General features: G+C 40.1%; 16 protein-coding genes. All 16 read right to left on the bottom strand.

The features are described from left to right. Positions 1-20 precede the first annotated feature (20 nt). Entirely contained in the window at positions 21-986 is a 966-nt protein-coding gene (locus tag QFZ31_RS03145) for a glycerate kinase (protein ID WP_307300821.1), read from the bottom strand. An 84-nt stretch (positions 987-1,070) separates the two neighbouring features. Continuing rightward, entirely contained in the window at positions 1,071-1,568 is a 498-nt protein-coding gene (locus QFZ31_RS03140; protein WP_307300820.1) for an acyltransferase family protein, read from the bottom strand. Positions 1,569-1,722: 154 nt separating this feature from the next. Beyond that, positions 1,723-2,430, bottom strand: a complete 708-nt coding sequence (gene chbG / locus QFZ31_RS03135) for a chitin disaccharide deacetylase (protein WP_307300819.1) — start codon at positions 2,428-2,430, stop codon at positions 1,723-1,725. 401 nt (positions 2,431-2,831) lie between these two features. After that, complete coding sequence (locus QFZ31_RS03130; RefSeq protein WP_307300817.1) at positions 2,832-4,145, bottom strand: 6-phospho-beta-glucosidase; 1,314 nt, start codon at positions 4,143-4,145, stop codon at positions 2,832-2,834. 16 nt (positions 4,146-4,161) lie between these two features. Then, a complete protein-coding gene (locus tag QFZ31_RS03125) occupies positions 4,162-4,482 on the bottom strand; it encodes a PTS lactose/cellobiose transporter subunit IIA (RefSeq protein WP_307300816.1) in 321 nt (106 codons plus the stop codon). A gap of 313 nt (positions 4,483-4,795) precedes the next feature. After that, positions 4,796-6,112: a PTS cellobiose transporter subunit IIC gene (gene celB, locus QFZ31_RS03120; RefSeq protein ID WP_307300815.1), complete on the bottom strand. Its 1,317-nt coding sequence runs from the start codon at positions 6,110-6,112 to the stop codon at positions 4,796-4,798. 22 nt (positions 6,113-6,134) lie between these two features. Further along, entirely contained in the window at positions 6,135-6,440 is a 306-nt protein-coding gene (locus QFZ31_RS03115; protein ID WP_307300814.1) for a PTS sugar transporter subunit IIB, read from the bottom strand. 224 nt (positions 6,441-6,664) lie between these two features. Continuing rightward, positions 6,665-8,194: a DHA2 family efflux MFS transporter permease subunit gene (locus QFZ31_RS03110; protein ID WP_307300813.1), complete on the bottom strand. Its 1,530-nt coding sequence runs from the start codon at positions 8,192-8,194 to the stop codon at positions 6,665-6,667. 148 nt (positions 8,195-8,342) lie between these two features. Further along, positions 8,343-10,298 (bottom strand): TRAP transporter permease, encoded by a 1,956-nt coding sequence (locus tag QFZ31_RS03105; protein ID WP_307300812.1) that lies wholly within the window; start codon positions 10,296-10,298, stop codon positions 8,343-8,345. Continuing rightward, positions 10,285-10,806, bottom strand: coding sequence for a DUF1850 domain-containing protein (locus tag QFZ31_RS03100; protein WP_307300810.1), 522 nt, complete (start codon positions 10,804-10,806; stop codon positions 10,285-10,287). The genes QFZ31_RS03105 and QFZ31_RS03100 overlap by 14 nt, the downstream gene beginning before the upstream one ends. Before the next feature lie 79 nt (positions 10,807-10,885). After that, positions 10,886-11,878, bottom strand: coding sequence for a TAXI family TRAP transporter solute-binding subunit (locus QFZ31_RS03095; protein WP_307300809.1), 993 nt, complete (start codon positions 11,876-11,878; stop codon positions 10,886-10,888). 153 nt (positions 11,879-12,031) lie between these two features. After that, the gene (locus QFZ31_RS03090; RefSeq protein ID WP_307300807.1) at positions 12,032-13,015 is read right to left on the bottom strand and encodes a proline dehydrogenase family protein; all 984 of its coding nucleotides are present in this window, start codon (positions 13,013-13,015) and stop codon (positions 12,032-12,034) included. A gap of 158 nt (positions 13,016-13,173) precedes the next feature. After that, positions 13,174-14,316: a cell division protein FtsZ gene (gene ftsZ / locus QFZ31_RS03085; protein WP_179595664.1), complete on the bottom strand. Its 1,143-nt coding sequence runs from the start codon at positions 14,314-14,316 to the stop codon at positions 13,174-13,176. A gap of 284 nt (positions 14,317-14,600) precedes the next feature. Next, complete coding sequence (locus tag QFZ31_RS03080; RefSeq protein ID WP_307300804.1) at positions 14,601-15,521, bottom strand: DUF1002 domain-containing protein; 921 nt, start codon at positions 15,519-15,521, stop codon at positions 14,601-14,603. A 116-nt stretch (positions 15,522-15,637) separates the two neighbouring features. Then, positions 15,638-16,822 carry an MFS transporter gene (locus tag QFZ31_RS03075; protein WP_307300803.1) on the bottom strand — a complete coding sequence of 395 codons (1,185 nt, stop codon included), beginning with the start codon at positions 16,820-16,822 and terminating at the stop codon, positions 15,638-15,640. A 167-nt stretch (positions 16,823-16,989) separates the two neighbouring features. Further along, the gene (locus QFZ31_RS03070) at positions 16,990-18,540 is read right to left on the bottom strand and encodes an NAD(P)H-hydrate dehydratase (RefSeq protein ID WP_307300802.1); all 1,551 of its coding nucleotides are present in this window, start codon (positions 18,538-18,540) and stop codon (positions 16,990-16,992) included. Positions 18,541-18,606: the final 66 nt, after the last annotated feature.

Here is an 18,606-nt window from a genome sequence, read left to right as displayed (position 1 = left end):
CTCGACAGCATGTTCAATCATTACATTTTTAATACACGACAGATATTTTCCGCTGCAAATGCTAAATTGGTTTCACCGGATTTAAATGCGTCCTCTAAAGAAGGACAACCTTTCAATATCCCAACAATGGACGTAAATCCGTGGTCATATAGCGGTTCTACACCATTACAAATTCTGCCAGCAAATGCGATCACGGGGATCGAATACTTCTCCGCAATTGATGCTACCCCAAAAGGTGTCATGCCAAATAACGTTTGTCCATCAATGCTGCCTTCTCCTGTAAAAACATAATCTGCGCCATTTATTCTATCCTCAAAACCAGTATATTCAATGACTAAGTCCACGCCTTTTTTTAAGTTAGCATTTAAAAAGGCCATTAATCCTGTGCCAAGACCACCAGCGGCACCAGCACCTTCTATATGTGCAATGTCCTTACCCAATACTCGTTTAATAACCTCAGCATAATGTCCTAAGTTTTCATCGAGAAGTTTCACCACTTCAGGGGTTGAACCTTTTTGTGGACCAAATACTGCCGATGCCCCATTCACGCCAATCAAAGGGTTCGTTACATCACATGCCACATCAATTTTGACATTGTTAATCCTGCTATCTAATCGACTTAAATCAATCGAAGCTAATTGGTTCAATGCACCGCCTCCGAACGGTAGTTCCTGGCCATCCTGATCCTTAAAAGAAACACCTAGAGCCTGTAGCTTTTTGTAGGCAAAGGCAAAAATTACAAGCAGCCAACTCCAGCAGTTTAAGGCTTTAACAGCAGCTAAAAGGATGGATAGCCCATTACCAGCTGCAGGCATTCCTGTCATAAAACCATACACAAAAAATACAGTGGTAAGAATGGATAGTGCCAACGTAATTGGCAGCAGCCTTTGAACCATACACTTAAAGGAAGCTTTGGTGAAGAGAAAATAACCATATAGAAAAATTACCAGATAAAAACTAATATCCCAGCCACCTAGATTTACCACATCCACAAAAACAGATACGATAATTAAAGGGAAGGTTAAAACGATAAGGTGTAATGGTTTTAAATCCTTGGATACGGAAGGTTTCTATCTTATAAACATAGGCAGAGTAATAAAACTAAAAACTAGTAGCACAAAGAGATACCATAAATGCAATCCCACAAATGCAAAATTTCCTGACCCACCAATATCGAGATAAACTCCATCAAAATAGTGAGGATACCAGTTGAAAAACGAGCCGGAATACTGCCCATGACTGACCCGCTCCATATAGATTTGAGGAGGAGTTAGGATCATAACCCCAAATAAAAGTGGAATCCCTAGTCGTGAGAGCCTTTCCTTCAAGTATTGGGCACCCGTTCTCTTCAGTAGAGCATAATACGAATTGATTCCCGATACTGCGAAAAAGATTGGCATTAACCAGGCGCTCATAAATAATGAAATGGCTGTGATGTAAGTCGGGTCAGTCTCATTATTCTTAACATGCCAGGCCCAAGGATTAAAAAACATAAAACAATGGTAAATGAAAACCGCTAATGTAGCTAAAACACGAATCCAATCTAAATCATATTGTCTATTCATCATAAAATATCTCCTTGGAAAATAATATTCACCCCATAACCCGGTACTATTTTACTATGAAAAAACTTTTCCAATTGTCGAATTATAGGGAAATATTCAATATTTATAAAAAAGTCTTAAAAAGCAAAACAGCCATCATACGATGGCTGTTCAAAATTTATAGTAATATAATATTATCTGGCAAGGTAACAGAGGTTAGAATCTTAGTCTCTTTCACTCTTTCGACTGCATATGACGAACCATTTAAAATTTCAAAATCCAGGTAACCTGGATGGCACATCACTTCGACCGTTTGATGATCCACATCACGCTGAGTTAACTCAATGAAATAATTTTGGGTTACACCCTCGCCATAAAAATCATGAAATAACCGGTCAGTGAACGACGGCACCCCTTCAACAGGCTGTTCGGATATTCTTCTTACAGGTAAATTGTATTTCTTGGACAGCCTTTGAATCACTGGTAAGAATTCTGGAATACCGTGGACATGATGATGACTGTCAAAATGAGTGGCTGTTAGGCCGTTATCTAAAAACCGGTCGATTTGTGCGGCCCATTCCAGTTCCAGTTCTGTTAAGGAAAGGTTATTATCTTTAGTAAGATCTTTCAGTTTTTTAAAATTCCCCTCTTCATCTACCAGGGTTGGAACGTCGGACCGCAAAGGTTTTCCGCATGTTAGAACCAGATGAATCCCAAGCTTTAGTCTGGGGTGCTCTTTCGCCAGTTCTACTGCATGATTCACACCTGGCATATTCATCATCATCGTTGTGGAATTAACAATACCATATCTATGAGCATCGATAATTCCGTAATTGATTCCCCTGGAATATCCGAAATCATCTGCATTGACAATCAGTTTGATCAATCTGTTGGCCCTCCCTTCTTTATTTTTTAGGCTGTGTTAAACTAGGCTGTTGATTTGCGCTCCTGGCGCTATGCTTTCCGCGGGCTCGCCCGTGAGCCTGTCTAGCTACAGCGCCTAGACCCTCGAGTCGCTTCGGTCCTGACGATGAAGTCAAAGAGCGACTTCAACGCCAGGCCCTCCAGCGCTTGTCGGGTCTGGACAAGGCGCTTCCGCTTTTCCTTCTCCTCGGTCGTTCCGACCTGCGGGGTCTCACTCAGCTCGTTCATCCCGCAGGACATTGAATTTACTCCCTCGAATCATCACCGCACGAAGGAAATGCGATAGCATTTTCGAGGATCAAGCGCCCTCCGCTCCAATCAACAGGTTCTAAAATCAACAGTATCCTTTAACACAGCCATTTTTTAAAAAAATTGAGGTAAATACTTCTTATGCGCTTCTAACATTTCGTCTACGATTTTTTTGGCCGTGGAATCCGACGCAACAAGCGGATTTATCGTTAAAGCAAGAACCGCTAGATTATAGTCACCCGTTACAGCTGCTTCACAGGCAACCCGTTCAAATGACTTAATTTGTTGAACAAGACCGCGGACAGGTACAGGAAGATCACCCATGACCAAAGGTTTCGGTCCTTCTTTGGTAATAATACAGCTGACTTCGACAGCACTATCATCAGGAATACTGGCAATTGAGCCATTATTCATCGTATTAACAGGCTGAATGTCACATTTGTCATTATAGATAGATGAAATTAACCTAACAGCTGCATCACTATAATAAGCTCCACCCCGTTTCTCAAGTTGTGGCGGTTTAATTGAAAGATTTGGATCTTTATAAAGTTCAAAAAGATCATCTTCTAATTTCTTTACCACTTCCGCTCTTGTGCCAACAGTTTCCGCATTCTTGATGTCTTTCTCTACCATCTCACGAGTTTTGTAGTAATAATTATGATATGGGCATGGAAGTACCCCTAATGCGCGGATGAATTCCGACTCCCATCCTTGACCTTGCACATTTTTAACAAAACTTGAGTTTTCCGGATTCGTTAAGAATTCAATTACACGCTCCTTTACACTAACACCGTCAACGTACACGTCTAAACCGTATACCATGTGATTTAGACCAGCAAAATCAATACGAACTCGTGAATGTTCAACGTTCAATAGTTTTGCAATTCCCATTTCCATTCCGATTGGCACATTACATAAGCCAACAACTTTACGAAGGTCACTATAGCGGAGAACCGCTTCTGTTACCATTCCAGCTGGATTTGTAAAATTAACCAGCCAGGCATCTGGGCATAGCTCTTTCATATCTTTTACAATATCTAAAATAACGGGGATTGTCCTTAAGCCTTTGAATAGACCCCCAGGTCCATTTGTTTCTTGACCAAGAACACCATATTTTAGTGGAATCCGTTCATCTTTCGCTCTAGCGTCAAGCAAGCCAACCCTGAATTGTGTGGTTACAAAGTCTGCACCGGCCAAAGCTATGCGTCGGTCTAGCGTCAAATGAACTTCAACAGGAAGTCCGGCTTTTTGAAACATTCGTTTTGCTAGATTGCCAACAATCTCTAGTTTTTCCTTTCCTTCCTCCACGTCCACTAGCCAAAGCTCCCTCAGTGGAAGTTCATCGTACCTTTTGATAAAACCTTCGACGAGTTCCGGTGTATAACTTGATCCACCGCCGATGGTTGTGATTTTAATAGACTTTTGCACAAATCCTTCCCCCTTGTTATCCTTTGTTCAATTCTTGACGAATTTCGACCATCTCTCTTGCTAAATCCTTTAACGTCATAGCCGTCATTAAATGGTCTTGGGCGTGAATAAGTATAATCGGTACTTCGAATGATTCTCCAGCTGCTTCCGCATGAATCAATTGTGTTTGAAACACGTGTGCTTTAGTTATTTCAATATCAGCTTCATCCAGCTTATCAAAGGCTTCGGAGAAGTTTTTTTCCTTGGCTGCAAAAATAGCTTCCATCGCCAGACTTCGGGCATTTCCACTATGCAAAATTAATTGAAATGACAGGTTATATAATTCTTCTTTATTCATGGTTTAACCCTCCAAAATTGACATACCAAGAGCTTGCCGCCGGGCAAGCTCTCTTGTATTCTTTTATTTTTTCCGTGCATAGATTAGTCTGTTGATTTGCGCTCCACAAAGGGAAGCTTCTTGAATAATCACCGCAGCGACAGGCGGTCTATGCCTGTCACGAGGCACTTCGCTTTCCGCGGGCGGTCCAGGGAGCCTCCTCGGCGCCAAAGCGCCTGTGGGGTCTCCCCAGACCCGTCCTCCCGCAGGAGTCTTCGTGCCTTCCGCGCAAATCAACAGAGTGTTAACTATCAGCATTTATCTTTAGCTCAGTTTATTTTTCAGCACCTTGTTCGACTTGGTAGTTTTGTTTATCCCACATTCTAAAGAATGGATAGTAGATGGCGAAGGATACGGCTAGGTTGATTAGTTGCATTAAGGCACCTCTGAAGTTCCCGCCTGTCGCAAGGTACCCGCCGATAATTGGAGGTGTCGTCCATGGAACTGCGACTCCTGCGGTCTTAGGTGCAAAGCCTGTGCTCATGCCAATATATGTGGTAATGGTTAGGGCTAGTGGCGCTAGAATAAATGGAACGATAAGCAATGGGTTAGCGACAATCGGCGCACCGAAAGTGATTGGCTCATTAATATTAAAAATTCCTGGTCCAATTGCTAGTCTGCCTAATGTCTTGGAATGCTGACTCTTTGCCATAAACATCATCATTAAGGCAAATGTAAATGTCGCTCCAGATCCACCCATGTAAATGAAAATATCAAAAAATTGTTGTGTAACCACATTTGGCAATTCATTACCAGCCGTAAGTGCTACTCTGTTAGCATCCGTTGCAGCCAGCCAGATAGGACCCATTACCCCGCCAACAATACTGGCGCCGTGTAATCCAGTCGACCATAAAAGCTGGACAAAAAATACAGCTATTAAGGCACCAATTAAGGAGCCTCCAAGTGCACCAAGCGGTTCCTGTAACAGCTGTCCAACTACATTGTGTAAGGTTTCAAATGATGTATTTTCTATCAATAAACGAATCAACCAAACTGCTAAAATAACAATGAATGCCGGAAATAGAGCGATAAAAGACTTACTAACACTTGGAGGTACACCATCAGGCATTTTAATAACGATATTCTTTTGAATAATAAATCGATAAAGTTCAGTTGACAACATTGCAAGGATCATCGCAACAAACAACCCTTTGCTTCCCAGTAATGCAATAGGGAGCACCCCACCAACTTGGATAGCTTCGCTAGCTCCTTCCGGTGTAAACATTGTAAAATATGGTGTGGCAAGAATAAATGCAGATACAGATATTGCACCGGCATTCAAGGCGTCTACTTTGTAATGTTCCGCCAATCGATAGGCAATACCAAACCCGGCTATCAGTGCCATAATGTCAAAAGTAGCAGTTACTGGGTAAAGTAGTTTCGTCAGCCAAGCGTCCCCAAATATACCAGCCATAAATTCCGGATACCCTTTAAACGGCAGGAATCCAATAATTAAGAAAATCGATCCAATGATAATAAGAGGCATAGTTAAAATAATTCCATCTCGTAATGCTTGTAAGTGTTTCTGACCAGCAACCTTACCTGCGATTGGCATAAACTTTTCTTCAAGTACTTGAGTAAATTTGGCCATATCTATTCACCCCTATGTGAAATTATGAACCTATTAAATTTCTCGCAAACTTTAATACCTCCGCACCATTGCACATTCCATAATGTACAGGGTTAATCGCATCAACTGGAATCCCTTTTTCGAGTCCCTTTTTCTTTAATTGAGGCAGCAAATAGCGTACCTGCGGACCTACAAGTAACACATCTGCAGCATCCAAGTGATTATTGACCTCATTTGCACTCACTGCCCATATTTTCGCTTCAATTCCTTCTGCTTTCGCAGCAGTTTCCATCTTCGCCACCAAAAGACTGGTGGACATACCTGCTGCACAGCATAATAAGATGTTCAAATACAGTCCCCCATTTCCACTCAAACATTGTAATCGCTTACAATTTTACAGATACCTTCAAACACCCCTTCTTTAACAATATCCCTTAAAATTCATCCCTCCTGCCTATAAAATATTTTAACCGTACTAAACTATATTCTCATTTTTTAAATTTAGGACAATTCTACGTTTACCCCAAATAAAAAAAGAGAAATCGTAATAAGTACGATTTCTCTATCTATTTATTAAGTCTTTGCTAATTTACTTACGACCTGTTTTCTAGAAGTAGTCTCATCTAGTCGATCTTCTGCAGGTTTGGCTCGTTTAATAAAGAAAGCAAGAACCAATGCCGCGCCAATAATAATGGCAGATATGAAGAAGGTATGGTTAATGCCTTCTAACATTGCTTCCATTGCAATGTGTTGTTGCATTTCTGCAAGTGCTGCTTTTGTTGTCTGCCCGGACATATTTTGCATAGCAGCCGCTGCAAGTTCTTTCCCATAGGATTCTGAACGATTGGACATGATTGTAATCAATAAACCTGTACCAATAGCAGCAGATACCTGCTGCATAGTATTGTTCATTGCTGTGCCATGTGGATAAAACCGTTGCGGTAATTGATTTAATCCATTGGTCGACACCGGCATAAACACCATAGACATTCCAAACATTCTTATCGCATGTAAAAGAACCAAGGACATATAGGATGTTTCAAACGATAAACGGCTGAAGAAATAAGTAGTAACTGTTGTAATAGTCAAACCAACTACTGCTAAAATTCTACCGCCAATTTTGTCAAATAATCTTCCGGTGACAGGTGACATGAGCGCATTCACAATGGCACCTGGCAGCAGCATTAACCCTGCATCAAAAGGAGAAATCCCACGGATTGTTTGAACATAAATGGGTAGGAGCAGGAAACCTGAAAACATAGCAATATTGACGATCGCTGAAATTGCCGATGAAAGAGCAAACATATTATATTTAAATATCCTAAAGTTGAGCATTGGCCGATCTTGCTTTAATTGCCGTAAGATAAACCAAACCAACGAAACAACGCCGATAGCAATTGTCAAATAAACATGCGGACTGTCCCATCCTCTACTACCGGCAGAACTAAAACCATATAACAGTCCTCCGAAACCAATGCTCGAAAGCAAAAGCGAAAAGAAATCTAGAGAGATATTCACTTTCTCCTTTTTATCTTTAAGCCTCAAGAATCCTATAATAAGAATTACTGCTGCAATTGGAGTTACGAAATGGAAAAGCATCCTCCAATCATAATGTTCAATAATCCATCCGGATAAAGTTGGACCAATGGCAGGTGCAAACATCAGAATTAACCCAAAAACCCCCATGGCCGCTCCCCTTTTTTCAATTGGAAAGCTTACTAACATTACATTCATTAACAGCGGCATCATAATTGCTGAGCCTGAAGCTTGCACCATTCGCGCTGTTAATAATAAAGGAAATGCATGGGCGATTCCTGCTATAAGCGTACCAATTGTAAACAATCCCATTGCGACTAAAAATAACCGGCGAACAGTATATTTTTGAATTAAGAATGCAGTAGTAGGGATCATGATTCCATTTACCAGCATAAATCCGGTTGTCAGCCACTGAACTGTCGACGTATCGACGTCTAAGTCCTTCATAATAGAAGGTAACGCGACATTTAATAATGTATTATTTAAAAAAGCAATAAAGGCACCAATCATTAAAACCGCAATAATGCCATAAGGCGGCCCGTCAGTCTTATTAATGGTTTGTTCCATTTTATGTATCCCCCTGGTTCAAGACTTCTTATATATTTTACCAATTAAAGCAAAATTTATCATAACTACAATTTTTATTCAGGTCAGCAAATACTTATAAGAAAAAAACTCGGGACTCAAAAATGAAGTCCCGAGTTTCATCTTTTATTCAATTTTGCACTTTAGGAATGTGACCACGTTTATAAAAATATTGCAAAGCGAGTAATATCGCAAATAATACTAAACCGACAATATCGGAGATATTTTCAGGATAAATTAAACATAATCCTGCTCCAAGGGAAGCGATACGTTCCATCCAATTCATTTTTCGCACCCAAAAACCGATAACTCCAGCACTAATGGCGATCATGCCAACAAAGGCTGTAAATACAACCCAAATTAAATATGTCCACGTAGTATCAATCATTAGTAATTCTGGTGACAAGACAAACATATACGGGATGATAAACGCAGATATTGCAAGCTTTGTTGATTCCACACCTGTTTTAAACGGTTCTCCTCCGGATATAGCCGCGGCAGCAAATGCAGCCAGAGCAACTGGTGGAGTAATATCAGCTACAATGCCAAAATAAAACACAAATAAGTGAGCAGATAAATCAGGAACACCTAACAGAATGATTGCTGGTGCTGCTATCGTTGAAGTAATAACATAATTAGCGGTTGTTGGCGAACCCATTCCCAGTATCAAGGAAGCAATCATTGTCAAAAACAAAGTCGGCAGCAATGCCCCTCCAGCAATATCGAGAAGTCCATTTGCCATTTTTAATCCTAGTCCTGTTTTCGTTACAACACCAACAATGATCCCTGCCGCAGCGGTTGCTGCTGCAACACCTAAAGCAGACCGTGCTCCATCTACTAAAGCTTCAACGATTCCTTTAAATCCGATCCTTGTTTCCTTTCTAATTGCACTTACAACGACAGTAATCACAATAGACCATAACGCAGCACGAATGACACTCATACCGGACATTAACAAAAGCACAATCGCAATAATTGGAAGCAATAAGTAAAGTTTCCCTAGGACCTCTTTTTTGCTCGGCATTTCTTCCTTCGTTAACCCACGAAGACCGATTCGCTTTGCTTCAAAATGAGTCATAATCCAAATACCAGTGAAATAAAGAACGGCCGGGATTGCAGCAGCCTTCGCTATTTCCCAGTAGGAGATACCCCCTCCAATGAATTCAACCATCAAGAATGCCGCCGCTCCCATAACAGGTGGCATTAACTGTCCACCTGTAGACGAAGACGCCTCTACAGCACCGGCAAATTCCTTTTTATATCCCAGGTTTTTCATCATTGGTATCGTAAATGCCCCGGATGTTACCACATTCGCAACGGAACTTCCGCTGATTGTTCCCTGTAAAGCGCTCGAAAAAACCGCAACCTTCGCTGGTCCTCCCACACTTCTTCCGGCAATCGCAATCGAAAGATCGTTAAAATACTCGCCAACCCCTGTTTTGATTAAAAAGGAACCAAATAATAAGAAGAGAAAGATAAAGGTCGAAGATACTCCAATTGGTGTACCAAGAATACCTTCCGTTGTAAAGAACATCGTCTGGACTAACCGATCCAATTCTAACCCTCTGTGTGCAATGGCACCCGGCATATACGGTCCAAAAACCGCGTAAACCATAAAAACAATTGCAATAATGGTAATTGGCAGACCAACGGTCCTTCGCGTTGCCTCTAAAACTAGTAAAATAGCTGAAAGACCAACAAAAAAGTCCATCCCGGTGACATTTCCTGTCCGTAAGACCAAATCATCAATCATGACCGGCCAATAAGCCCCAACGATAACTGAAACGATGGCAAGAATGATATCATACCAAACGACCTTAATCTCCTTTCCCCGATTTTTCTTTCGGGCAGGAAAGAGTAAGAAAATGAGTGCGAGCGCAAAACCTAAATGGATGGAACGCTGCAACTGCGCGGTTAACATGCCAAATATTCCAGTGTATAAGTGAAAGAGAGAAAAGGCTAATAAACCTGCGAAGGCAATCCAAAGAGGTAGTCCTTTTAGTTTTCGTGTTCCAGCTTCAGGGTCATATTTTTCTAAAAGCTCCTGCTGCTTAGCCACTGACAGCGTTTCTTCATAGTGACTCAAGAATATTCACTCCTTTCCATTGCTTAAAAAAGTTCAATTTACGGATTTCCACTTTTACAGACGTGCCCGGTTTTATTGAACGAGATAGCGGGTATTCCTTATTTTTAAAAATCACTGTGTGATTTGCACGAACCTGTCCGATTCGTAAGTGAAAGAAAGGAAAGACCCGATTCATGTTTTTGATGTAATAAGCTCCATTTACTTGTTCGAATGTTTCTCCTTTTTCGGCATTGGAGGGCATGCCGATGGCAAAATCCTCATACATAAGCTCATATTGTTGAATCCTCTCGTCGTGAGTAATTATATAGCTCTCAACCACATCGGATAAATGAATGGAATGAGTGTATTTGATTTCAAAATGAGTTTCGTTTTTAACAGGAATGTAAGCAAACTTTGCATTACTGTGGTTTGGCTGAAAGACAATGGCTTTCTGGAAGGGTGTGAATGCAAAAAAGATAAGGATGATAATAAAGATTAATAGATATGGGATAGATTGAAATTTACACATGTCCCCCTCCCTTTCTCATGGAAAAAGGGGGCCGGCTGTTATTCATTCCAGTCGGCCAATTCAGTCACCAGCAGAATCTTTACTGTGCTTTAACGCCTTTTTCATCAAAGTATTTTTGTGCACCGGAATGAACTTCAATTCCCACGCCGTTTAATGCGTTCTCGACCTTGATTAATTTCCCTTTGGCATGTGTCACTTTATCAAGATTTTCAAAGATTGCTTTCGTAATGCTGTAAACCACATCATCCGCAAGATCGCTGCTTGCCACAAGCATCGCTTGAACAGCTACCGTTGTTACAGCAGACTCCATCCCGTATGTACCGGCAGGAACCTCTTCTTTTACATAGAATGGATATTTTTCGATGATGGCATCAATTTTATCTTGTTCAATTGGCACAATAACTACATCCTCAGTTGCTCCAAGGCTTTCAACCGCACCCGTCGGCGTCCCCGCTGTTACAAAAGCCGCGTCAATCGTACCATCTTGAATTCCCTGTGTAGACTCATCAAATGATAAATCTTGTTTGTGAATATCATCAAAGGTCATACCGTGTACTTCAAGAATTTGCTCGGCATTTGCCACTGTACCAGAACCAGGTGCACCTACAGAAACCTTTTTGCCTTTTAAATCTTCAACCGATGTAATCCCGGATTCTTTTGTTGTTACGATTTGAATCGTTTCTGGATATAAGGTGGCAATTGCCTTCACATTATCAACCTTGTTGTTTGCAAACATTAATTTTCCTTCAGCAGCATATGAAGCAATATCCGTTTGGGAAAAGGCAATTTCGGCATCACCATTCTTAAGGGTCGTCATGTTTTCCGCAGAAGCACCACTAGTTTCAGCATTCGCATCGATACCTGTTTCATCTTTAATAATCTCAGCAAAGGAGCCTCCTAACGGGTAATAGGTTCCGCCAGTCCCCCCCGTTAAAATACTAATAAATTGTGGCTTTTCTTTTTCTTCGTTTGCCGGCTTTTCCCCGCCCTGTTCTTTGTTTCCACATGCTGCTAGAATCATAGAGAGTGTTAAGAGAAACACCATTGAAAGATAGAACCTTTTCTTTTTCATTTAAAACTTCCCCCTTTTTATAAAATACCGTCCATCAATGAATACTTATTAATTGTCAGGTACAAACTTGTCAATTTTACCAAGATTAGTTCTTTAGGGCTATTTCTCCATAAAAAAGAAACCCCTTTCATTTGAAAGGAGTTTTAAACGGTCTTATCTACGTTTCTTATTAGCACTCTTCGTCAGTCTTCCTAACAAAAATGCCCCTGCAGCAACACCAATAATCGTGTTTGTTTTTTTGTTAAATACTTGCTTGGCTACAAGATTTAAGTTCTGAGGTCTTTCAGCAAGACGCCTCATGAAATAGCCGTACCAGTCATTTCCAAAAGGTACATACGTACAGAAGTTATAGCCTTCTTTAGCCAGCTGCAGCTGCATGTCCTTTCTAAATCCATAAAGCATTTGAAACTCAAATTGATCATTCGGGATGTTGTTCTTTTTTACAAATTCCTTCACATGGTTGATGACATTGTGATCATGGGTGGCAATTGAAGTAAATTTGCCGTTTACTAAATGCCATTCGATTAGTTTAATAAAATTTGCGTCAATGTCTTTTTTATTTTGGTAAGCGTATTCAGCGGGTTCCTTATAAGCACCTTTTACAATCCGCATACGGAAGTTTTTATATTTTTCAAGGTATTCATCGGCACGAAGTAAATATGCCTGAATAACCGTTCCAACGTTGTCATATTCCTTAGACAGGTCATCCAAAACATCAAAAGTAGGCTGCAGGTGACCGGTGTCTTCCATGTCAACGTTTACAAAAATTCCATAGTTGTTAGCACGATCTACGATTTCTCTTAAGTTGCTCAAGCAGAAGCTGTATTCGATATCCAAACCTATTTGCGTAGGTTTTAAAGAGATATGGGCATCGACATTATGCTCATGAATCGCTTCAATAACGTTAAGAATTTGTTCCTTTGCTTCTGTCGCCTCTTCTTCTTTAAAGACGAATTCACCTAAATTATCAACGGTACAAGAAATTCCATGTGCATTGAGTTCTTTAATGCTTTTGATTACTTCATCGATATTGGTACCTGCAACCACACTTTGTGCACCCATTTTTAATCCATACTTTTTAGCTGCATTATTTAAAAATTGATTTTGAGATAAGCCAATAAAAATATCTTTCAACATAGCGATTTCTCCTTGCTGTTGTTATTTCACTATTATTTTAGCATAAATGTTTCAATTACTCCTCATAGTTTTTAAAAAATTGTCGAAAAAGAATCATTTGTACTTATGAACTAAAAAAGGGCTGCTGAGATGGTTCCTCAGCAGCCCTTGTGGTGGCATTATCTTCGATTACGATTACGCAGGAATGTAGGAATATCCAGCGTATCTTCTGAATGTGGTCTTTGTCTATCCTGACTAGGCTTTGGCTCTTCTTGAACATTTTGTTCTCGTCGTGAGATACCTTGAGATTGTGGTCTTGAGATAACATCCCTTGATGGACTAACTGTGTTCTTTCGTGAAGATAATTCTGTTTCAGAAAAACCCGTTGCAATAACGGTGATCATGATTTCATCTTTTAGGTCTTCATTGATAATCGAACCAAAAATCATGTTTAATTCCTTGTCCGCAGCAGAAGAAACGATATCGGCCGCTTCTTGAACTTCATAGAGACTTAAATTACTGCCGCCCGTGATATTCATTAAGACACCCTGAGCGCCATCGATAGAGGTTTCTAACAATGGACTTGAAATAGCCTTCTTTGCTGCCTCCACAGCTCGGTCCTTCCCTTTAGCCATACCTATACCCATTAAGGCAGTCCCTTGATTAGACATAATCGTTTTCACGTCTGCGAAATCGAGGTTAATTAAGCCAGGTACGGCAATTAAATCGGAAATCCCCTGGACACCTTGTCTGAGCACATTATCTGCCTCACGGAAAGCTTGAATCATAGGAGTCTTTTTATCTACGATTTGCAATAGACGATCGTTTGGAACAATAATCAATGTATCTACTGCTTCACGCATTAAATCAATCCCAGCTGCTGCATTCGTTGCACGTTTTCGGCCTTCAAATCCGAATGGACGTGTCACAACCCCAATTGTTAAAGCACCAAGCTCACGTGAAATTTGGGCAATCGCTGGTGCAGCTCCAGTCCCTGTTCCTCCGCCCATACCAGCGGTAACAAAGACCATATCTGCTCCTTTTAGTACTTCTTGGATCTGCTTCCTGCTTTCCTCTACTGCATTTCTGCCAACTTCTGGATTTGCACCAGCACCTAAACCTCTAGTTAATGTTGCACCGATTTGCATTTTAATTTCTGCTTTTGATAGTTTTAAAGCTTGGGCATCGGTATTTACTGCAATAAATTCTACACCTTGAACACCGTCTTCTATCATTCGGTTTACCGCGTTATTACCGCCGCCGCCAACACCAATCACTTTTATTCTTGCTACTTGATCTATATCCATTTCAAAATCCCACATAGTCTACTTCCTCCTGCTTCCGCAAAATCATTGCATCATTATTCAAAATTCAAAAAATTATATTGTTTATTTTTAAGTTTTACAGCTTTTAGCAGATTTATTACACTAGTATAATCTAACTCAAGCATATTTTTGTGAATTTTGTCGATTCCTTTTTTCTTAAATTCTATTTTAACAAAAATCTGGGGATTTTTATATAGTCCTATAATCATTCCTCTTTTTTTTATCATTAAAATTTTGTTACAAACGTTCGAAAGGCTCAGTCCAATGACTGAGCCTTAATATTATGAGAATATACTTTTGATACTTTCAATTAATTGCTTAAAGAAATCGGCTACTTGTTGGAGAAAATTCTTGTCGCCCACTGCTTCTTCAATCCGCTGCTGGATATCCTGGGTAAGGTTTTCGAGCTGGGATTTAACATTATCGAAATTAATATTTAAGTTTCTCATTTTCTCAAATAAGTCTAGTAACAACTGCCGGTCTTCCGGACTTAGACTGATTTCGAGTGTCTTTAATTTTTCATCAATTAGTGCCGCAAGTTCTTCTTTTGTTGCTGGGTTTTGCTCAGCTATTTCCTTTTTGATTTCTGTTAAGAGCTCACTTACTTTATCCTGATCCAGCCCCTCTTTTTTCGCTAGATCAGTAGCTAAGTTTAGTTCTTCATTGGCGACTTCTGTGCGCTCCAAATCAAGAGTTGCACCTTCACCTGCATCATAAGCCTTATAAATTCCAACTAAAGCAGAGTGTCCACTGACTTTTACAGGTGAAGCAACATCCACGACTGCGTCTTGAATTCCCGCTGTCAATAAGGCGTTTGCGTACATTTCATCGGTAACCTCTGTAATATTTTCAGGAGTTACCTGATTAATAACAAGTCCCTCACCCGCATCCTTACGCGTAATTTTTGCGGAGGAATACATATTAGAATGAGCGTCTCCTTTAATATACTTAACCAGATCCTCTCCAGTTACAGTAATTTCTTTGACCTTGCTCGTATCGTTTACCTTTAATAACTCTCTCACTTCATCCTTTTGAGCTTGTGATAATGCTTCCCCATAAACGACAATCGGCAGACCAAACTTTTCATTGATACTTTCTTCCGTGTTACCACCAGTATCAGCTGACACTAAGCTTGTACTGCTCACAGAGAATATGATTGCAAGAATAATAGTAAATACAGCCATCTTATAAAAACGTTTCATATCATCTCTCCCTATCAAATTTCTAAGGTGCTTCAAATTAAAAGACGGATAAATTGATAAATAGGTTTCAATTTTTTGTATAGAAAAATTAGTAAGACCACCCAGAAGGATGGCCTCTAGTTTTTCACATTCCCTTGAACACTTTTTAAAAAGTAAAGGAAAAATACACAGGAAAATGCTCCTAAAAAAATGAACCCTGATACAATTGATAAACTTGATGATATGATACCAAAGCCGATACCAACTGTAAAGGTTATGATGCTCTCTATCAAAGATTGAACAGACTCAATTGTTGCTCTAATCTCCGAACTCCCATGATGATGAAGAAATCCCGTTACAACCGGGTCTATCACCCCACTGGCTAAAAAAATCAATATGATCATGAATAAACCAATTACACCTGGAAAAATAGCTGTGATGAAAAAGCAAACAGTGGTAAGCCCTAGTATAAACAGAATGATGGATTGTGCTTTGAAATAGATAAGGAGATAAGCGGCTAGTAAATTTCCTGGAATTCTTGCCAGCGAAATACATGCCGAAAATAGTCCAAAAAATAGTACCGAAAACCCGATCTCATCTAAATAAAGCTGCCAAAACTCATCTAAATACGTAATACACGCTGCTATTCCCATCGCATTTGTAATAATCGTAACTACCTTTGGATTGGTTTTATAAAAGGTTATGGATTTTTTTACGTAAACCATGAAGGCAGATTGACTCTTTTCATTTTTCTGTTGCTGACGATTTCTTGGCGGTTCCTTTAATAGGAGGGTAAGTACCAATCCCAGGAACATGCTTGCTGCAGACACGATATAGTTAAATTCAAATCCAACGTATTTCGCCAAAACACTTCCTGACAGAGCGGCAATTAGTGATGCGATAAAATCGAGTGAATTCATTCTGCCAACAATTTTTTCAAAGGAATTTTGCCTTTTGTCTGTTAGTAGTGAGTCATACAAAAGTGCATTCCATGCACCACTTGTACAGGCACTTGAAATGCCGGCTAGAAAGACAACTAAAGCAAATGTCCAAAATTCATAGGCAAACAGTAGGATAATAAATTCAAACACCGATAAGGCAGCACCAAATACGAGTAAAGTTTTTCTGCCAAATTTGTCGGCAAAAACACCTGTAGGTATTTCAAATATGACAATACTCACGGCATAGATGATTTCACATAGTACAACCATCAATACTGTCATACCCCGCTGCTCCCAAAATAATCGTTCGATTACGTAAGCTGGGATAAGGTTATGAAAAAAGATAATTAGGTACAGCTTATTTACGTTTTTTACCATCATCCAGTTAGTTCCTCCTTTTTTTCTTATTAAAGAAAGAGTAAGGAGGTGGACGAATGGTTTTCTTTTTAGATTAACAAGGGGGTCTTACGATATACACGAAATCAACTCCTAAAATTTCTTACCTTTTCTATTTTAGTTCAAAGTTTTGAATTTAGTACCGGATTGGATTACTGCATTTCGTTTAGGAGCTGCTTTACCCCGCCGGTAATATCAAAAGGCATAACACCGTAGTGAGACAATTCTTTTGCTCTTTCTTCACCAGCACGAGCATGTAAATAACTTGCAGAAATAAGCGCATGTAATGGAGAAGCACCCTGTGCAACAAAGGACGCAATTAGACCTGTTAAAATGTCACCACTCCCCCCTTTACCGAGCGCATCATGGCCGTGTGGATTGATGTATAGCTCTCCCGATGGTGCTTCAATTACAGAACGATGTCCTTTTAAAAGTAAATAGATAGAATGCTCTTTGGCAAATTGACGCGCGATTTCAAACCGATTTTCTTCTACCTCTTTTACCGTTATATTCAGGAGATTTGACATTTCTCCTGGGTGAGGTGTCATGATTACTACACCCTTATAGTTCTTAAGCATATCCATCTGGTTTCGTACTAGGTAAAGAGCGTCTGCATCAACGACAACGGGTTGATTTGTGAGGTGAGAAAATAATGATACCATCCACTCTTCTCCGTTTGGAAACCTGCTAATTCCAGGCCCAACCCCAACACAGTCAAATTGATGGAGCAACGGTTTGAGTTCATCGATTGCACTTTCTGCAAAATGTCCATTCTCATCGGGCAAAGGCAGTAATAAAGATTCAGGATTTTGCGCTGCAACGATTGGATAAATCGTTTCTGGTATAGCCAGGCTAACTAAGCCTGCTCCGGAATGCAAGGCAGCTTTCGCCGAGAAGATGGGAGCACCGACATATTGCCGAGAACCTCCTATAATCAGTGCATGACCGAAAGTGCCTTTATGACCATGTTTCGGACGGATTGGTATAGCAGCCTTGGCCAGATGTTCAGTAATGAGCTTAGGCATCTCTAATCCTAATTTTTCAACAATCGAAGACGGCACAGAAATGTCTACTGCCTTCCACTCACCGATATGTTGAGGTCCATGATTTAAAAAGAACCCTTTTTTCGGGAATACAAAAGTAATCGTCTTAGAAGCTTTAATCGCTTCCCCCTCAACTTTACCAGTATCGCTGCATACCCCTGATGGAATATCAACAGAAAGGATCATTTTTTTCCCTGCATATGTATTGACCAGTGAAATCACATCTTTTAACTGTTCCCGAACAGGACCGTTTACACCAGTTCCGAGAATAGCATCAATGATAATATCAGTGTTGCTTAATTCATCCTGAAGTATATTTATGTTGTTTTTCTGTAGTTGAATAAGTGGTAATCCTCTATTCAGATAAACATCTAAATGTAGTTTAGCGTCGCCCTTTATACGTTCAGGATCTGCCAAGAGCCATAGCTGGGGCTGTAATCCATGATCAAATAGCCTGCGTGCAATGACGAAGCCATCACCACCATTATTGCCGCCTCCTGCTAAAACCACCACTTTCGGGTTGCTGTTAGTTGTACTTTTAAGTATTTCCTCTACTACAATTGCTCCCGCATTCTCCATTAACACAACGCCAGGTAAGCCGAGTTTTTCAATCGTATACTGATCCATTTTCTGCATTTCCTTTTGTCCTGCAGCAAACATGAACATCCCTCCAGCTCAGAGTTCTATACTTTTATAATAATGTAGTATGATGGAAATGGAAATTTT

It is taken from the genome of Neobacillus niacini (assembly GCF_030817595.1).
GTDB lineage: Bacteria > Bacillota > Bacilli > Bacillales > Cytobacillaceae > Neobacillus > Neobacillus niacini_G.
Note: the sequence above shows the minus strand (reverse complement) of the source record. Positions and strands in the feature narration are given on the sequence as shown.